Below are 17,198 nucleotides of genomic sequence, written 5' to 3'. Positions count from 1 at the left end.
CTTCTATTCTTTCTCTCAGTTCATCTTGCGAAAAAGGAACTTCAAATCCAATGTGGATGAGGATTATTCAGTCGTATGCAATCGTCCGAGTCTCCATGTACATAACAATAAAGCAATTAAAATCGTTAACATGAACGGGAACATAGACATCATCTCCCATTGATTTGCACTTAAATTCAAATAGCCCCAAGTTGCAGGAAACACCTTACCAATCATTTGCATGAAATTTGGCAGCATATCAATAGGAAACATAATTCCTGAAAGCATAACGGAGGGTAGAAATACTAGCTGTGAAACCATTGTTAACTTTGAAGTACTTTTCACAAACAATCCGAGTATCACACCTACAGAAAGAGAGGTAATAATAAAAAGCTCCAGCGTCACAAAATAGCGGAATAGATTTGAAGGGACACTCGCATCAAAGACAATTTGAGCGATAAAAAATAGAATAATGCTCATAATTGATAGATGAATCAGTCCAGAAATGAAATTATTTACCGCTCCTGTCCAAAGTGGTACGCCACCAACCCTATATGCTTTCCTTATATCACTGTTGTAAAACTCTACAAGAGATGTAGGTGTACCTATAATTGCACCCATTGTTACACCAAAAACCGTCATAGATTGAATAAGCGTTTTATAAGCATTAGGATCAATTGAAGTAAAAATGCCACCCATGAATAAAAAGAAAATGAGTGGGATAATATAATAAGTTAGTAATATACCTTTACTTCGAAAGTCCAACTTCCATTGCAGGCCGATTCCATATAGAAATGCACTCATACCTTTACCCCTTTCGCAATATGCATAAAACTTTGTTCTAAGCTAGTGTGTTCAATTTTTAAATCCTGCATAGAATTGTTTTGCTCTCTTAACAATGTTGTTAATTCATATAATCCGTCTTCTAGTTTATTCGTCTCGAATATCTGGTAACCTTGTTGTTCTCCTATATAGGAACAAGATACGAGATCAACCATTTCTAGGGGATTAGCTAATTTAATATGCACTCTATATTTATCTTGATTTTTCTTTGTTAGCTCATACACCGTACCTATAAAACCGATATCACCGTTCTTCAGTATTGCCAGGCGATCACAGAGTTCCTCAACTTCAGCCATGTCATGACTTGACATGACAACTGTTTTCCCTCTTTTTTTAAGTTCTTTTATTTCTGCATGCAATGCTACCCGCCCCTCTACATCGAGACCTGCTGTAGGCTCATCAAGAAAAAGTATATCCGGATCACCAATCATTGCCATGACTAAATGTAATCTCCGTTTTTGACCTGTTGATAGTTCTTTATATTTCTTATTTAAAATCAAATCTACATTCAACCTTTGAACAAGTGCCATATCAATAGTAGTAGAGTGCCATTTGGTAATTAGTTTTATTGCTTCAATTACTTTAATGTTCGGAGGCAATGATGCTGTTTGAAGTTGCACACCAATTTTCCCGTGAGTTTCTATCGTTCCATTATACTTACGAAGTCCTTCCATACATTCAATAGTTGTGGTTTTCCCAGCTCCATTGGTGCCAATTAAGGCAAAAATCTCTCCACGTTGAATGGCAAAAGATATGCCGTTAAGTACCATTTTATCGCCATATTGCTTTGTCAATGAGTCGATATTAATTATCGTAGTCACCAAAATCCCTCCACTTTTGAAATGCAAACACTAAATCAATAAAAGTAAGCCACGATTACTTGATTAAGATGATAATGAACATACTATTTCAGCTATTTATAAGGCATTCATTTGTACAGAGAAACGCTTCTTATTCATTATATCTAATATTTATAAATATAGTTAAATATTACAAAATCAAACTATTTTATTGGAGGTGTCAATATTTTCATGCAAATGACAATCCCATGTGATAATTTATGTGAAATTATTACATAAAAGGATGTATTCTTTTTTCAAAAAATGTTTCAGTGGTCAAAAAATCCCGAATAGGGTCACTTTTTTAAAGTGTCCACTATTCAGGTTCAGTTCAGTACCAGGAGGTGCTGCGTATTTAATATACTTTTTAAATCTCAGAATTACTTTTCAATTACGTCGCATGTCGATTTCATCCAAAATGTTAACAAAGCCTATCAAGTAAAACCTCATTTCAAAAAATCTTCAAATTTTACTTTACATTTACATGTAATATGTCTATAAAACCATACTTCTTTTTTGTTGACGATCGTAATGCTTCTCACATTACCATACATTTTAAATAACTACTTTAAGCAGTTTTTCGCTGTTTAACACATAAAAGTAGTTTAATTGAGAGGGTGGGAGAAAAAATGGGACGATTACAAAATAAAGTTGCTATCATTACAGGTGCTGCTAGTGGCATGGGGTTAGCCGCTGCACAGCTATTTGCAAAAGAAGGTGCAAAAGTTGTTGCAACCGACATTACACAGGATATTTTAAACGAAAAAGTAAATGAAATTGTAGCAAACGGAGGAGATTCCATTGCACTAACATTGAATGTTGCTGACCAAAACTCGTGGCAAAAAGTGATTGATGAAACAATCGCAAAATACAGTAAGATTGATATTTTAGTAAATAATGCAGGCATCCATATCGCAAAAGGTGTACTTGAAGCTGAGCTAGACGATTGGAATAAAGTAATGTCCATCAACACGACTGGTGTATGGCTTGGTATGAAAGCTGTTATTCCATACATGCAACGAAATGGAGCTGGCTCTATCGTCAATACTTCATCTATCGCGGCAATTATCGGTGGTATTGCAGATGGTGGTGGAGCTGCCTATAGTGCTTCAAAAGGAGCCGTTCGCGCACTGACAAAACATACTGCACAAAACTTTGCAAAAGATAATATTCGTGTGAACTCTGTACACCCTGGCGCAATTTATACGGGCATGGCAGCGGCTGCAGGTATTAAGGCGCAAGAAGAGATGGGCGCACATTATCAAACGTTCGCACCTTTAGCACCGCATGCAGGTGAAGCAATCGACATTGCAAATGCCTACTTATATTTAGCAAGCGACGAAGCAAAATTTGTTACGGGAATTGAATTAGTTGTTGATGGTGGCTGGACAACTAACTAAGAATTGGAGGTGCTGATTAATATGGGACATTTAGATGGTAAAGTAGCAATTATTACAGGTGCTGCACGAGGAATGGGCGCAACTCACACGCGACGTTTTGTCAAAGAAGGAGCAAAAGTTGTTTTTACGGATATTTTAGAAAAAGAAGGGCAAGCATTAGCCGATGAACTTGGTAATAACGCTTTATTTATAAAACATGATGTAACAAACGAAGAAGATTGGATAGAAGTCGTACAAAAAACAGAGGACATATTCGGACCTGTAAGCGTACTTGTCAACAATGCAGGTATAGACTTGCCAGAAGTGAACTTAGAAGATGTACCAATTGCAACTTACGAAAAAGTAATTGCGGTCAACCAAAACTCGGTGTTTCTCGGCATGAAATCTGTAACGAGTTCGATGAAAAAGGCTGGTGGTGGATCAATTGTTAATATTTCATCGTTAGCTGGTATTATCGGGGCATATAAAAAAATTGCTTATACTGCTTCTAAATTTGCTGTTCGTGGTATGACAAAAGCTGCTGCACTTGAGCTAGGTGTTTATAAAATCCGTGTCAATTCCGTACATCCTGGTTTCATTAAAACGGATATGACCAAGCATTTAATCAGCCCCGAGCTTGAACAGGCTTTCCCTCTTCGTAAAGCTGGGGAACCAGAAGAAGTAACAAACTTAGTACTTTATTTAGCTTCAGACGAATCTAGCTACTCTACTGGTTCTGAATTTATCATCGATGGTGGCTTAGGCGCACAATAATCAATTCACTTGAAAGGGCGTGTAAGTCACGTCCTTTTATTTTTGATGTGCCATAATACGAACCGTTTGTATTGGAAACTGCAAAGCTTGTACTAAAAGCTTAGAAAATTCTTCACTTTCTATTGGGAAATCTGCTATGATCCAATCTATTATTAAGCCAATAATACCGTATGCAGTATAACGATTCATGACATCATTATTCATTGCACCGTTCGTCAAATCGAAATCATCCTTGTATAGTTGAATGATCACTTGTTTCATACGCTCACTAAAATCAATTTGAATATTTCCCCCAAGCAATCCTTGGTAATACCTTCTATATTCCTGTAAATGCTTTAGCGTGTAAATCGGTTCGTTCACCATATACTGCACTTCAATCGTTTTCTTCCCTACATACGGCTGTCGATATACCTTTTTTAACTTTCGAAATAAAAAGTCAATAATCTCATGCAACAAATCATCCTTTTTTTTATAGTGGCTATAAAAGGTTGCTCGACTATATCCAGCTCGCTCAATCATGTCTTTAATCGTAATTTGTTCATACTTCTTTTCTTTCAACAATTCAAAAAATGCATCATACAAATCGAGCTTTGTTCTTTGGACCCTTCGATCTAAATATTGAAAATCCGCCATGCCATCACTCCACTCTTTATAATGAATTGCGAGTCTTTATATGAATATAGTATAAGAGTTAAACTTATTTACAATTCGACAGTAAGGGTAAGAAAACACTGAATGTTGCCTTTAATTATTCCCGTTATTTTTGAATTGCTTCTAGCGATCCTAAACTTTCTTGTACTCACTCAACTGTTAATTGATGAATCACAATAAAGCGGTTAGCTTTGGTTCAGAGGACACTCTTTTTATTTTGAGCGCCCACAAGAAATCTCTATGCACAATTAAATGACTGGGTCAGTTCAAAGCATACTCATGTTATAAAGAGTCTGAGATTACTAAAGCAGCATTCGCAAAAATTGTTCAAAATTCACGCCTGCCTCACGCGGAACTTGCTCCTTCGACGTAGCTTCAATTGCAGCGGCTAAAAACGTCTCTGCCAACTTCATCGATTCTACTAAATCCTGCCCGCGCATCATGCCACCCATAATGACTGATGCAAACAAATCGCCTGTGCCTGAATAACTCTCACCGTTATAGTCGCGGATACTATAAAATAAACGATCTGCATCGACATACATATTGCCTACATAACGCTTGTTCGCATCTACTGGCGGCGGATTTAAACCGGTAATAATGACATTTGCCCCAGTTGCCTGCTGCAGCTGATGGCCCGCTTCATCTAGCGCCTGAAAATAATCTGAATCGTCTTGATAGCTCTGTAGCTTCTCATACGACAAACCTGTAAGTAAGCAACACTCTGTAACATTTGGTGTAATAATGTCTGCACGCTTCACTAGCTCCTTCATACGATCAAGCAAGTCGCCTGTAAACATTTTATACACCTCGCCCATATCCCCCATCACTGGATCGACAAGCAGCTTCGTTTCACTCGAATGAAACACGCTTAAAAACTGAAAGATGTTATCGATTTGCTCTTTTCCTGTCACAAAGCCTGTATGAATGCCATCAAAAGTCGCACCAAGCTTGCTCCACTCATCCACAAAAATGTCCATCTTTGACGTTAAATCCTTACAATAAAAACTCGGATACCCTGTTTGCGCCGTTAAAATCGCAGTTGGCAATGGTACTGCCTGAACCCCCATCACTGACAGCACAGGTATCGCAGCTGTTAACGAGCACTTCCCAAAGGATGAAATATCCTGAATTACTGCAACTTTTTTCATCATACTCTCCACCTAACTAATACTGCTTATACTCTCTTCATCGTATCATAATTAGAAAGATGCGAAAATACACTCAACTTCTTTTCGAGAGATGAAAATTTTTATACATGAAAAATCAATCTGACCTTTAATATTTTTACTAAATTGACACTTTTATAATAGTCAGTCCTTTGCTAAAGTAGGAATTATCAAAAAATTCATTATAGTGAGGAAGATACAGATGCAAAGTGTACAAAGACACACCTATATAAAACCACGCACTGATACCTTTGATTTAGTGATTACAGCAATTTTAGCAGCACTTGTTTTCGTTGCCACCATGTTCATCAATATCAGACTCCCATTCGGTCAAGGCGGGCTTATCCATTTAGGAACATCCATGCTTTTCATCTCGGCGATTTTATTCGGCCCTAAAAAAGGGGCACTTGCTGGAGCAATTGGGATGGGATTATTTGATCTTGTAGGTGGTTGGTTAATTTGGGCACCAACCACAATTATCTCTCGCGCATTACAAGGCTTTATTGTTGGGAAAATCGCTTGGTCTAATGGATATCGAGGCGACAATATGGGGTTAAACATTTTAGGAGCAGTCGTTTCAATGCCCGTGATGATGGCCGTATACTACATCGGGCAAGCAATCATGTTCAAAAGTTGGATTGCGCCCCTGGCATCAATGCCAGGGGACCTAATCCAAAACGTTGTCGGTTTACTCATCGCGATTCCAGTATGTATCGTGCTGAAAAAAACACCGTACTTCAAAAAGAATTTTTAGTACGTTCAAAATAAACACGTCATCTATCTTGCTGTTTTGCTTGCAGCATAGATGACGTGTTTTTATAATTTTCTAAAATACACTTTCCTGAGGAACCATGATTTATAACTTATATTCCGCGATCGCTGTAAGACTTGGACATATTGATGTAGCGACAACTCTAAACATATATAGTCACTTATATCCAACAACGAAAAAGGAGCTGTTATCGATATAGAAAACGACTTCAAACCTGTTCGAATTTTTTCTAATCTAATCTTCTAAAATACCTCTAATCTAATGTGTATAAACTTTTCATTTTATATTATCAGTATTCTCGAAAAACGAAAAACATCACAAAGTCTTATGTTTAAAGGATTTGCGATGTTTTTCAACTGGTTCAAACTTTTTCTATCTGAATCATATTACGTCCCAGGAGGGAATCTAGCATCCTGCTAAAGCATTGATATTACTAGATTTTCATTTATGATGTGTAGAGAAAAATATATGAATATTTATTCTATATTTATGCATACTATCTTACTGAATCAGCTGCTCTTATAATTTTCATTTTTCAATACCAATGTTACGAGTATTTATTAAGTTCATCACACTTAGATCGCGATCCAACAAATCATTTACTTCTGCTGCTACTTGCTGAACAAATTCATCGAAGTGTGTGTTTATCTTAAAAGCTCAACCTTTGATTTCCAAGGTAGTTGAGATGTATTAGTAATGAGGGATTCGAACCCCCGACCGACTAAAGTTAAACTACTATTGGGATGCTGCACCTTATCAATCAAACTCATTCATATCAAAGGCTTGGACAGATTATAATTTACAGTTTATTTGTTGTAGAGATTAGAACAAAACTCTAACAAAGTTTTACTTATATACTCAGCATATTACTTTGTACCAGTAGAACCAAAACCACCAGTCCCTCTATCAGTATCACTTAGTACAGCAATTTCTTTAATTTCCACTTGCATTACAGGAGCAATAACCATTTGTGCAATTTTCATATGCTTTTCAACAACAAAATCAGATTTGCCATGATTAATTAAAATTACTCCAATCTCTCCTCTATATTCTTCATCAATAGTACCTGGAGAATTTAATACAGTAATACCATGTTTTAAAGCTAAACCGCTTCTTGGTCTAATTTGTGCCTCAGTGTTAGAAGGTAATTCAATTGAAATACCTGTTTTAATTAATTTATACTCACCAGATGAAATAACTACATTTTCAATAGAAAATACATCAAAACCTGCGTCTGTTGGATGTGCTTTAACAGGTAATTTAGCATCTGCAATACTTCTTTTTATAAATAGATTTTGCATGAATTTAAGCTCCCTTTCTTAAATGGGTTATACCTCTAGAAATTAGATAGCCATTTAATTACTTTTGGCAAATGTTTAATTAGTTCTCCAATAATAGCCCCTAATACCAATAGCATTGCCGGATGCATAATAAAATTATTAAGTTTCCTCAAGGGAGTATGAGCTTTTAATTGTTTATATGGATCTGATCCAGACATGTTATTGATAATTCTAAATGGTGTTCTATGGTCTGTTCCATCTAAATATTGTTTTTGATCTATAGTCAACCTACTCATATCAAACCTTTTATATATATCTTGTCTACTCGCAGCAATTTCAACATGATCTTTAGAAGCCTTTTTATTAAGATAATCAAAGGTTAGTGTAACTATACCATCTCCAACATCTATGCTCTGATCATACTTTGAGTTATTTGTCATAGAAATTAATGATAAACCACACCATTTAGGATCTAATGTAGTAGAGATATTACTTAAACCTTTAGCTGATAAAGAAACTCTCGAATGATATGTTCCACTAATTTTTCTAGACACCCATATCGCTTCTTGAGTTAAAATGTTTACAGTCTCCCCTCTAGGTATCTTTATCACCCCATTATTAGCTGCTAGTGTACCAGGAATTTCAACTTGAGTTTGTGATGCCCCATCTCCTATTACTTTCCTCTCTGCAGAATACCAAGCATATTCACTTGCAGTTAGATTTATAGAGCTCCCATTTATATTCTCCAACTTCAAAGGATGTATTGCTAAATCTTTAGCTTTTATAATTTCTTTAAATATATCTCTGTTACTAAGCATAGTTTCCTCCATTGTCATTAAAATATATATGCTTCAAATTAGATAAAACTTTTCTCTTTGAGCCTACCATTAATTATAATGGTATGATATTCAAATTACTGCAAATACTTCAATAAAAAATATGTGCTCTTAAAAGTTAATAATTCTATTTTTTCATTATATTGATTGTCAGTATAAATAATATTGTCAATTTCAACAAAAACCTTCTCCAAGAAACAATTCACAGGATTATAAACACACACTGTCTGATTCTCACCTTTATTAAACTTAACTGCTTTTAATAGCGTTCTATCGCCAAATTCCTTATTCACTAATCACTTTACCTACTTGTTGCCTTGTCAGTCCCACAAGCTCTCCAATCTTCTCTTGTGAAACGCAAGAATAACCATCATTATCTGTAAAACTAGCAATTACTAATAAAACCTTTAAAGCAGATGGAGATAAATCCCTTAATCTCCCAGATGCATTAAAATCTTTATCTAAAGATACATATACTTTGAAGTGTTCCTCATCATATTTATCTTGCATACAATGTAATAGAATGAATGGCTGTTGCATTTGCTCTTTTTCTGAATATGTTTGAGAAATATAATTTTTAGCTTTGTCACATCAGTTGCTGAGTCTTTCGAGCGCTAGTCATGCTCATAGAGGCTCGATGTTAAGCCTATCGAAGGATATTGTAATAAAGTACTTTCGTGAAGAGAGTGGATCAATCCTTAAGATGTGAAGTGGTCATAACTCGCAACAAAGAATGAATCGAACCCACTCAAAAAGATCCAACACATGCTCCTGCGCCCCTGAACAAGCCATTTGACACGTTTATGACTGCTTCACCTCAGCTCATTAAAAAGTTGATTTTACTCAATTTCTATTGAGCAAAGTGAAGTGGCTTCAAACCGTATAAATTAAAGGTTAAATAGATTAGGTTACGTTCATGCACCCTTAGAGATTCACCCTGTCAACTTAGAAGAAAGATACACCTTTAATGCTGTTCTCAGTGACTTTTCTGTGATTCCAATATAGCGTAGAGTTGTTTTCTGCTAGCTGTGGTTAAAGATTTTTATTAGTGTAGCCACATCTTTTGTTGCTTTTAGTACGTGTATCCAAATGTTTTTCCCATTGTATGAGTACTAATGGACTGATTCCCAATCATATAAATACGGTAAGCTTGTGTAGTTGTAATGTGTCCTTCGCCTTTTATACTTGGAAACAAATACATCATATTTACTGATAATGTAGTAGGTGAAGGAATGTTATACAACATTATCATAATTGAATAATTAACTAATTTAACAAAAAATACCTTTGGATGATATAATCTCACTAAACTATTTCAATTTAAAGAGGTGAACAAGTCTTGTTTGAAAAATTATTAAATGCACTAAACGAAAAACAACAACAAGCTGTAACAGCTACTGAAGGGTATATAAGAATTATCGCAGGTGCTGGTTCTGGAAAAACTAAAACATTAGTAAATCGCTATGCTTATTTAGTTGAAGCCTTGGGTATATCTCCTAAAAATATTTTATGTGTTACTTTTACAAATAAGGCCGCAGCAGAAATGAGAAAAAGAGTAAAAAGCCTTTTAGGTAATAGCAATGATGGATCTTTAATTTGTACATATCATGGCTTTTGCGTAAAAGTTTTGAGAGAAGACATTCACCATATTAACTATCCGAAAAATTTTATGATTCTTGATGAAGATGACCAAAAAGATATTTTAAAGGAAGTTTATGAGGAATTAGGATTAACAATTAAGTTTATGAAGTTTGACGATGTCCTTAAGGCTATAGGTTTCTTAAAAATTGGATATGACTATGTAGAGTCATTAACAAACCCATTAGCTAAAATTGAAATACCTGCTGAAACTCCTATGCTTTCAAAAGTAATCTCTTTGTATTTAAAGAAGCAAAGAAAGTACTTCGCTTTAGATTTCCAAGATTTAATTAACTTTGTTCTTTACTTATATGAACAAAATACTGAAGTTCAATTAAAATGGCAAAATCAATTACATTATATTCAAGTAGATGAATTCCAAGATAGTAGCGGTAAACAAATTGGATTAGTGAATATATTAAGTGCTACACATAAAAATCTATTTGTTGTTGGCGACCCAGACCAAGCAATTTATACTTGGCGAGGTGCGAAGCCTGCGTATTTAGTTAATTTCCATAAAACTCATGAACCTTGTGAAACTATCATCCTGAATGAAAACTATCGTTCAACACCTGAAATTTTAAATCTAGGGAACTCAATTATTAAAAATAATAAAGTTCGAATCGACAAAGACCTTTTCACCTATAATAATAACGGTGTAGATGTTATCCATTATCATGGAAAAAAGGAATTTGAAGAAATAAAATATATTTCAGAAACAATAAACTCTCTTGTAGAAAAGGATGGAGCTAAATATAGCGATTTTGCTATCATCTACAGAGCTAACTATAATTCCCGTTTTGTAGAACAAGGTTTTATGAGAGCTAATATTCCTTATACAATGTTCAGCGGTTTCAAGTTCTTCCAAAGAGCAGAAATTAAAGACTGTATAGCTTATTATAAAATGGTCCTCTACGCAGATGATTTATCATTACTAAGAACGATTAATAATCCTAAACGCAGCTTCGGTAAAACTAAAATTAATTGGTTAAAGCAACAAGCAGAAAATGATAATTTATCGTATTATGAAACTCTTCTAAAATACAAAGAAGAACCGAGCTTCAATAAAACTAAAGTTAAACAGTTTATAGATACAATTGAAAAATATAAAAAATTGTACAGTAGTCTAACAATTTCTGAGTTATTAAGAGGTCTATTAGATGATTCTGGCTATGATGAGGAATTACGTTTAAGCGGAGACCAAGAAAGAATTGATAATGTAAGTGAATTACTATCATCTATTATTACTTTAGAAGCCGAATACGGAGAAAAATTAGAATTAGACGATTATTTACAACAAATTGCATTATTTAGTGATAATGACAGAGAAGTAAACAAAAATTCAGTAAAACTTATGACTATTCATACAGCAAAGGGGTTAGAATTCCCTTATGTATTTTTAGTTTCGTTTAATGATGGAGTATTACCATCTTATCGTTCTTTAGATAAAGGGAATGAAAATGGTCTTGAAGAAGAACGACGATTAGCTTACGTTGCTATCACAAGAGCTATGAAAGCATTTTATATGACTGAATCAGAAGGATTAACGAATTACGGTAAAAGAAAGTTTCCTTCTCGATTCCTCTTTGAAATAAAGCAAAATCTTTTTACTCGTTTAGGTGTCATTGAACAAGAATTAATAGACGAAGCAATGGAGGCTTTTAAACAACCAAGTGAAGAAAAAGAAGTTATTAGTACTGAAAAGTTTAACGTGAATGATAAAATTCTTCATTCAGTATTTGGCGAAGGGATTATAAAAGAAATAAATGAAGATGATAATCAATATATTATCCATTTTTCAGAAAAAGATATTTCTCGACCACTTTCTATGAACTTCAAAGGATTAACTAGGGTATAATCATATATTACGATGCACAATGATAACTGTGCATCGTCTTTTTATATTAAGATTCACTTATAATTTTATATACATTAGTCTACCAATGTTATATTCCTTTACAATATCAATTGCACGTTCACCAGCTTCAAATAATGCTCGAACTCTTTTCTTTGTTTTTTCACCAATTAGTGGTCTTCCACAAATTCTCCCTCTCTTATGTGCCGCTTCTAACCTTGCTTTTATTCTTTGCTGAATATATCTCCTTGTGTTGCTGCTTTTCATTGCATTAGATAACTCCACACGTTCATACTTCCGACTCGATACTTTCTCTACATATAAAACTAGTGCCACTCCTCTTTGTTCTGCATAATTCTGAATTGTACGCTCCTGCATGTCTAAATTTTGTTCTTCTGTGCTTACACGGTAATAACCAATAATTCTATTCAATACATAAACCACCATTATTTAGACTTATACCTTTTATGTACCATTTATAATAGCCGCGTTTATTAACGAATCCACTAAAAAAGTGAGCACAAACGTTAATTTATACTCTGGTCTGAAAATGTCTACTAAACGAAGGTTTTATAGATGTCAACGTATCTTATATTTATTTAAAATTTCTCTAGATTCCTCTAGGATTTCTTTCATCTCTTTTACAATAGCATCGCATCTTTGTAATGTAGGAGAATCGAGTAACTTTACATTATTTACTTTTTTTACCACCACCCTTACACTACTGTATGCATGATTCCATTTCTCAAATATATACATCGTTATAGTAGATATACTGAATAAAATAGGTAGTGTATATGTATAATTTATATCAGCAAGAGTAATCTTAAAAAATCCTTCTAATTCCTTAATAATAAAAGATTTATTTGAGTTTTCTTCTGCATTAGGAACATAAAACTTAACAAGTGCATTTATAATGATTATCGAAAAAACGCTAAAATATCCCGATATTTCTTTTAAAGCTATAAAAGTACTTTTAGATACATAGTATTTCTTGAATATGTAATAGTAAATTAAAAGAGTAAATAAAATAGAAATTACGGCTGGCATTAGAAAAACAAATGTCGTCCACAAGATACTAGTAAAATATTCTCCATGGTTCCTAATATGTATAACTAAACAAAAAATAAATGCATATAAAAATGTAATTAAAGTTAATCCCATATAGCTTAATACAAATGCAAAGGAATTTTGTTTCTTTTTTTTGTACTCTATATAATCCATAATCCCCCACCTACTTCAACTACATTTCATTTTCTCATATTTTGTCGTATAAATAAAACTCCGATTTCATTTACATGCCGAGTAGAATCAGAGTAAGCCCGAATTCAAAAAAATAAGCGCACCTCACGGCACTTACGACAAATAGCCAGCTTTCAGATGATTTTTTTCAGATAGCTGGCTTGATTATGCACATGTAGCTCGAATCGACCCGAACCAAGGCATGTATTCTTGTAATAATTCTGGTTGTTGATGAATTGGAATATTAGGTAAATCCGTCAAAATCTTGACGAGGTATTTATAGAAATCTACGCCATTGGCTTTTGCGCCCGCCTCACTGACAGAGAAGAGCCAGTTCTTCCTTCCAATCACGGTTGGACGGATCGCATTTTCGGCTGGGTTATTATCGATTTCGATTTGCCCATTATACAAAAATACTTTTAGTTCATTTCTTCTGTTCAACGTATACTCTGTTACTGTGGCTAATGCGTTTTTGCCAAAGAATTGAGACTTTTCGAGCCAGTTAAAGAACTTCCGAATGATCCGTTTTGCGTAGCGCCATCTCATGTTTTGACGTTTCTTCGGTGACAGCCCCTTGAATTTTTGCTCTAAGGCATAGAGCTGATTACAGTAGGCCAAACCAATTCGTCCGTTCTTGCTATCGACTTTTAACCAATAACGTCGAACGTGCGCCCAACAGTTGGCGAATGTAATGTTGGGTAACTTATCATAAGCGGAATAGCCATCACAAATAATGGTGCCCTCAAAGTTGACCAAATATTTTTCTAATACCGTTCGGCTTCTCGTTAACGCATGTTCAAATAGAATGATTACTGGCCCCTCAGTTGGGACTGTTCGGAATATCCAGTTATACGCGTTTGATTGCGCTCGCTTTCCATCAGAACGATTCAATACTTGGGCAACCGTTTCATCCATATGAAGCAGCGTTTTGACCGAAAGAACATTTTTTATCTCGTCATAAATTGGTAATAGCCATTCTTCCGCAGCACAAATCACCCAATTCGAAAGATTTTTATCATTGGTGATTAACCCCGTATGTGCCCATTCTTTTACTTGACGATAAAGTGGTAGGTAGAGTGAGAATTTATCATAAATGACTTTCGCCAACACCGTTGGCCCTGCAATGCTACGAGGAATCGCTGCCATCGGCGCTTTCCCACGCTGAATAAACTGATTTTGTTCACGATCTTTTTTACATTGCTCACACTCATAGGCATGCTCAATATGCTGCACACGCACAAACTTGGCCGGAATAAACGCTGCTTCTTCACGGGCAATTGTGGAGCCGATTTCATGTAGCTGACTTTGGCAACAGTCACATTGGAGATTTACTGGATGATGGTGAATTTCTTCCACTTCCACACCTTCTACGAATGAATCGTTACGCTTTTTCTTTTTATTTAAACGGGTCACTGTATACGTCACAGTTTCCGTGCTTTGTTCTTCTGTTTGCTCAGATACATTAAAAGACGGATCCTTATCGAATAATGAACATTGTCCATCTGGTGCTTGGTATTTTGACTTCTCCGAGCGCGAACCATAAATCGTTTGGTTAACTGGCGAACTTGTTCAGACAAGTATTTATTTTGAGCGAGTGACACATCTAACTTTTTAGAAAGCCCTTCGTTTTGTTGCTTCATAAAAGCGAGTTGCTCCTCTAATAAGTGAATTAATTTTTCTGTTGTTTCCATACTCATCTTGTTCACCACATTTCCGTTCAAATAATAGGTGGTTAATTATACCATTTAGAAAGCGGTGATTAAAAGACACTTTTTGTAAATTTCGGAATTGCCCTCGGTTGTTGAAGAGATAAACCTTCCAATAACCAACGCAATTCTTGTTGGGATAGATTTCGTACTTCCTTTTCATTTTTGGGCCATTGCAGCCTGCCATTGTCTAGACGTTTATAAATACGCGCAAAGCCGTCACCGTCAAAATAAAGATACTTATAGCGGTCCTTACTTGTACCTGAAAATAAGAATATCGAGTCACTATAAGGGTCTAGTTCAAACGAGTCCTGAACGAAGGTCGCTAGACCGTCAATCCCTTTACGCATGTCAGTTTTCCCGCAGACAATTTAACTATTTTGCACGCGCGTAAAATCGTGCTTCATTTTTGAATCAGCTCCTTCATTACAGCTTGAATGATGTGCTCATCTACGCCATTGAAGAAGGAGATTTCGCCCGCAGCAGTTTTAATCACACAGCTTGGCCCAGCTGTCTGTTGGAAAGAATGAGTCGAGGGTGTTTCAGTTGGTAGGGGATCCAGTTTAACTGGAATAATGGTTAATTTGTTAGTTGACATAAGGAAAGCACCTCCTTTCATAGATACATCTATCGTACCGGAGGTGCCAGGTTGTTTATATGCGTTATTTGATTACGGGCTTACAGACTAACAATTGTTTGAGGGTTTATTATTAACATGAATGGGATCAGTATATTTCTTCAGGTTCATTATAATGAAAAACAACCAAAGTACCTCCCTCTAGTAAAGGATACTTTGGTTTAAATAGTAAATTACTCAAACTTCGCACAATGAAATTGGTAAATAAGCCTTGATATAACTAGGAAGGCCGGTAATCCATTGCTGAAGTTGACTTTTGATGAGCTTTTGAATCTTGTGATTGATATGTTTCAACGCACCTTCAAAAAGCTCGATTAGTTGCTGTAATGCTACAGCCCAATCCTTTTCGTTGATTTCATCGCATAATTCATAAAATAGTCCGCCTATTGTGCGTTGATCCGTGTGACAGAGATTTTGCCATGACAGAACATTGTAACGTGCAAAAACAATGGTTGTATGACTAATGAGCAAGTCATACGATGTGCCTTGGAATTCTTTTTGTAGGCGTAGAGTGATTTCGTCGCCTTAAAGAAGACTTCGATATCCCAACGCATCCCGTAAATCCGGATGATTTCTCGTTTCGAAAGTGTAAAGTCAGTGCTGAGAATCGCCAGCTATTCACTTTTCTTATTACGGTTTTGGATGAAGACAATCTTTACAGGTACGCCATTCTTCAAGGTAACTTGGATGGAATGTAAAATGTCTTTTGGCCCTTGTACAGGCATCGCAACGTTGTACAGCTCTTTTAAAGAAAAGCTACGGTCGTTTACTAGATAATGTTGTTTCGTTGGTTTGACCATGCCTAGGGCAATCACGGATTGAACTAGTGGTGCGTGTGTAAACCAGCTACCCATGAGCACATACTGAGCCGTTACACCTGCTTGTAAAGCACGATCAATCATATTTGGCACAAGAGACGGTGCTATTTCTAATGCTTCGATCCGGCGCTTATAGCCAGAAGTACGCTTATCAATCTGTTCCGAAATGCCATTCATTTGTGCCTTTTTTGAACTCAGTAAAGCAAAATCAACTGGCATAAATGTCGCACCATCTGACCAGCCCAATGTAAGCATCTGAAAGCCTTTATAGAAACGTTTACCGGTCGAAGAATGGTCACGACAACGTGCGAGTAATTCTACCTTTTTACTGCGATTGCGGTCGTACATGGAGTCATCTACAATGAGTACTTTTGGTCGATCTGCGTTGGTAAGCTCACTTACTTTTTGGATGGTGTGTGCACTCAAAAGCGTAAAAAATCGACGCCATGCAAACTTCGAATAGTTTAAGAAACGATAAACTGTATCTTTCGCTGGATATTGGTCACCCCTCTTACTTTGACGTAAGGTGAACCAGCTTTTGTGTTGAAATACGAGACAAAAGACAAGGTGAAACAAGTAGCTTGTCGAAAAGCCAAAGCCTTTTATAATCCCTGCGTTTCGTAAATGTTTATTGATTTCTAATTCACGAAATACGTGATGAATTTCTTTTGGTAGTTGATTATTTTGGTAGTTTCTGTTTTATCATAGTGGAAGCACCTCTTCTGCTTGGTAGTGTTTTCTAGACAATCACACTATACCAAAGAATGAGATGCTTTTTGT

17 protein-coding genes and 1 pseudogene are annotated in these 17,198 nt (G+C 35.6%); 4 read left to right on the top strand and 14 right to left on the bottom strand.

Going from position 1 to position 17,198, the window contains the following annotated elements; all coding sequences use genetic code 11:
* Positions 1 to 63: 63 nt before the first annotated feature.
* A complete protein-coding gene (locus AEA09_RS06165) occupies positions 64 to 783 on the bottom strand; it encodes an ABC transporter permease (protein ID WP_053583000.1) in 720 nt (239 codons plus the stop codon).
* On the bottom strand, positions 780 to 1,643 hold the full coding sequence (locus AEA09_RS06160; RefSeq protein ID WP_245622794.1) for an ABC transporter ATP-binding protein: 864 nt from the start codon (positions 1,641 to 1,643) through the stop codon (positions 780 to 782). Before AEA09_RS06160 ends, AEA09_RS06165 begins: the two co-directional genes overlap by 4 nt.
* 647 nt (positions 1,644 to 2,290) lie before the next feature.
* On the opposite strand from AEA09_RS06160, the gene AEA09_RS06155 reads away from it, so the two are divergent.
* Both AEA09_RS06155 and AEA09_RS06150 read left to right on the top strand, forming a co-directional pair.
* Positions 2,291 to 3,061 carry an SDR family NAD(P)-dependent oxidoreductase gene (locus tag AEA09_RS06155; RefSeq protein WP_053582999.1) on the top strand — a complete coding sequence of 257 codons (771 nt, stop codon included), beginning with the start codon at positions 2,291 to 2,293 and terminating at the stop codon, positions 3,059 to 3,061.
* A 21-nt stretch (positions 3,062 to 3,082) separates the two neighbouring features.
* Entirely contained in the window at positions 3,083 to 3,814 is a 732-nt protein-coding gene (locus tag AEA09_RS06150; protein ID WP_053582998.1) for a glucose 1-dehydrogenase, read from the top strand.
* A gap of 36 nt (positions 3,815 to 3,850) precedes the next feature.
* Here AEA09_RS06150 and AEA09_RS06145 read toward each other — a convergent pair whose 3' ends face one another.
* Together AEA09_RS06145 and AEA09_RS06140 are read right to left on the bottom strand one after the other, a co-directional pair.
* Positions 3,851 to 4,447 (bottom strand): TetR/AcrR family transcriptional regulator, encoded by a 597-nt coding sequence (locus tag AEA09_RS06145; RefSeq protein ID WP_053582997.1) that lies wholly within the window; start codon positions 4,445 to 4,447, stop codon positions 3,851 to 3,853.
* Positions 4,448 to 4,767: 320 nt separating this feature from the next.
* Positions 4,768 to 5,616, bottom strand: coding sequence for a pyridoxamine kinase (locus AEA09_RS06140; protein WP_053582996.1), 849 nt, complete (start codon positions 5,614 to 5,616; stop codon positions 4,768 to 4,770).
* A gap of 220 nt (positions 5,617 to 5,836) precedes the next feature.
* On the opposite strand from AEA09_RS06140, the gene AEA09_RS06135 reads away from it, so the two are divergent.
* Positions 5,837 to 6,388: an ECF transporter S component gene (locus AEA09_RS06135; protein ID WP_053582995.1), complete on the top strand. Its 552-nt coding sequence runs from the start codon at positions 5,837 to 5,839 to the stop codon at positions 6,386 to 6,388.
* A gap of 884 nt (positions 6,389 to 7,272) precedes the next feature.
* Here the strand turns inward: AEA09_RS06135 and dut are convergent.
* From dut to AEA09_RS06115, 3 genes are all read right to left on the bottom strand, one after another.
* Entirely contained in the window at positions 7,273 to 7,707 is a 435-nt protein-coding gene (gene dut / locus AEA09_RS06130) for a dUTP diphosphatase (protein ID WP_053582994.1), read from the bottom strand.
* Positions 7,708 to 7,742: 35 nt separating this feature from the next.
* Positions 7,743 to 8,504 carry a dCTP deaminase domain-containing protein gene (locus tag AEA09_RS06125; protein WP_053582993.1) on the bottom strand — a complete coding sequence of 254 codons (762 nt, stop codon included), beginning with the start codon at positions 8,502 to 8,504 and terminating at the stop codon, positions 7,743 to 7,745.
* A gap of 303 nt (positions 8,505 to 8,807) precedes the next feature.
* Complete coding sequence (locus AEA09_RS06115) at positions 8,808 to 9,062, bottom strand: helix-turn-helix domain-containing protein (RefSeq protein ID WP_053582991.1); 255 nt, start codon at positions 9,060 to 9,062, stop codon at positions 8,808 to 8,810.
* Between the two features lie 799 nt (positions 9,063 to 9,861).
* On the opposite strand from AEA09_RS06115, the gene AEA09_RS06110 reads away from it, so the two are divergent.
* On the top strand, positions 9,862 to 12,018 hold the full coding sequence (locus tag AEA09_RS06110; protein ID WP_053582990.1) for an ATP-dependent helicase: 2,157 nt from the start codon (positions 9,862 to 9,864) through the stop codon (positions 12,016 to 12,018).
* Between the two features lie 57 nt (positions 12,019 to 12,075).
* On the opposite strand, the gene AEA09_RS06105 is transcribed toward AEA09_RS06110, so the two are convergent.
* From AEA09_RS06105 to AEA09_RS06080, 7 genes and pseudogenes are all read right to left on the bottom strand, one after another.
* Positions 12,076 to 12,447, bottom strand: coding sequence for a recombinase family protein (locus tag AEA09_RS06105; protein WP_053582989.1), 372 nt, complete (start codon positions 12,445 to 12,447; stop codon positions 12,076 to 12,078).
* A gap of 147 nt (positions 12,448 to 12,594) precedes the next feature.
* Complete coding sequence (locus tag AEA09_RS06100; RefSeq protein ID WP_053582988.1) at positions 12,595 to 13,239, bottom strand: hypothetical protein; 645 nt, start codon at positions 13,237 to 13,239, stop codon at positions 12,595 to 12,597.
* Between the two features lie 183 nt (positions 13,240 to 13,422).
* Positions 13,423 to 14,682 carry an IS66 family transposase gene (gene tnpC, locus AEA09_RS06095; RefSeq protein ID WP_245622793.1) on the bottom strand — a complete coding sequence of 420 codons (1,260 nt, stop codon included), beginning with the start codon at positions 14,680 to 14,682 and terminating at the stop codon, positions 13,423 to 13,425.
* Positions 14,679 to 14,948, bottom strand: coding sequence for a hypothetical protein (locus AEA09_RS20700; protein WP_245622792.1), 270 nt, complete (start codon positions 14,946 to 14,948; stop codon positions 14,679 to 14,681). The genes tnpC and AEA09_RS20700 overlap by 4 nt, the downstream gene beginning before the upstream one ends.
* Positions 14,949 to 15,016: 68 nt before the next feature.
* Positions 15,017 to 15,334, bottom strand: coding sequence for an IS66 family insertion sequence element accessory protein TnpB (gene tnpB, locus AEA09_RS06090; protein ID WP_281176740.1), 318 nt, complete (start codon positions 15,332 to 15,334; stop codon positions 15,017 to 15,019).
* A 32-nt stretch (positions 15,335 to 15,366) separates the two neighbouring features.
* Entirely contained in the window at positions 15,367 to 15,561 is a 195-nt protein-coding gene (locus AEA09_RS06085; protein ID WP_053582986.1) for a hypothetical protein, read from the bottom strand.
* Positions 15,562 to 15,777: 216 nt separating this feature from the next.
* Positions 15,778 to 17,081 (bottom strand): annotated as a pseudogene (locus AEA09_RS06080) (IS4 family transposase).
* Positions 17,082 to 17,198 lie beyond the last annotated feature (117 nt).

It is taken from the genome of Lysinibacillus contaminans, assembly GCF_001278945.1.
Lineage (GTDB): Bacteria > Bacillota > Bacilli > Bacillales_A > Planococcaceae > Lysinibacillus > Lysinibacillus contaminans.
This window is presented reverse-complemented; position numbering and strand designations above follow the sequence as displayed.

Excerpts from the sequence above, each read along its gene's own strand:
- AEA09_RS06165 (WP_053583000.1), bottom strand. The coding sequence starts at position 783 with ATGAGTGCATTTCTATATGGAATCGGCCTGCAATGGAAGTTGGACTTT.
- AEA09_RS06155 (WP_053582999.1), top strand. The coding sequence starts at position 2,291 with ATGGGACGATTACAAAATAAAGTTGCTATCATTACAGGTGCTGCTAGT.
- AEA09_RS06150 (WP_053582998.1), top strand. The coding sequence starts at position 3,083 with ATGGGACATTTAGATGGTAAAGTAGCAATTATTACAGGTGCTGCACGA.
- AEA09_RS06145 (WP_053582997.1), bottom strand. The coding sequence starts at position 4,447 with ATGGCGGATTTTCAATATTTAGATCGAAGGGTCCAAAGAACAAAGCTC.
- AEA09_RS06140 (WP_053582996.1), bottom strand. The coding sequence starts at position 5,616 with ATGAAAAAAGTTGCAGTAATTCAGGATATTTCATCCTTTGGGAAGTGC.
- AEA09_RS06135 (WP_053582995.1), top strand. The coding sequence starts at position 5,837 with ATGCAAAGTGTACAAAGACACACCTATATAAAACCACGCACTGATACC.
- dut (WP_053582994.1), bottom strand. The coding sequence starts at position 7,707 with ATGCAAAATCTATTTATAAAAAGAAGTATTGCAGATGCTAAATTACCT.
- AEA09_RS06125 (WP_053582993.1), bottom strand. The coding sequence starts at position 8,504 with ATGCTTAGTAACAGAGATATATTTAAAGAAATTATAAAAGCTAAAGAT.
- AEA09_RS06115 (WP_053582991.1), bottom strand. The coding sequence starts at position 9,062 with ATGCAACAGCCATTCATTCTATTACATTGTATGCAAGATAAATATGAT.
- AEA09_RS06100 (WP_053582988.1), bottom strand. The coding sequence starts at position 13,239 with ATGGATTATATAGAGTACAAAAAAAAGAAACAAAATTCCTTTGCATTT.
- AEA09_RS20700 (WP_245622792.1), bottom strand. The coding sequence starts at position 14,948 with ATGGAAACAACAGAAAAATTAATTCACTTATTAGAGGAGCAACTCGCT.
- AEA09_RS06085 (WP_053582986.1), bottom strand. The coding sequence starts at position 15,561 with ATGTCAACTAACAAATTAACCATTATTCCAGTTAAACTGGATCCCCTA.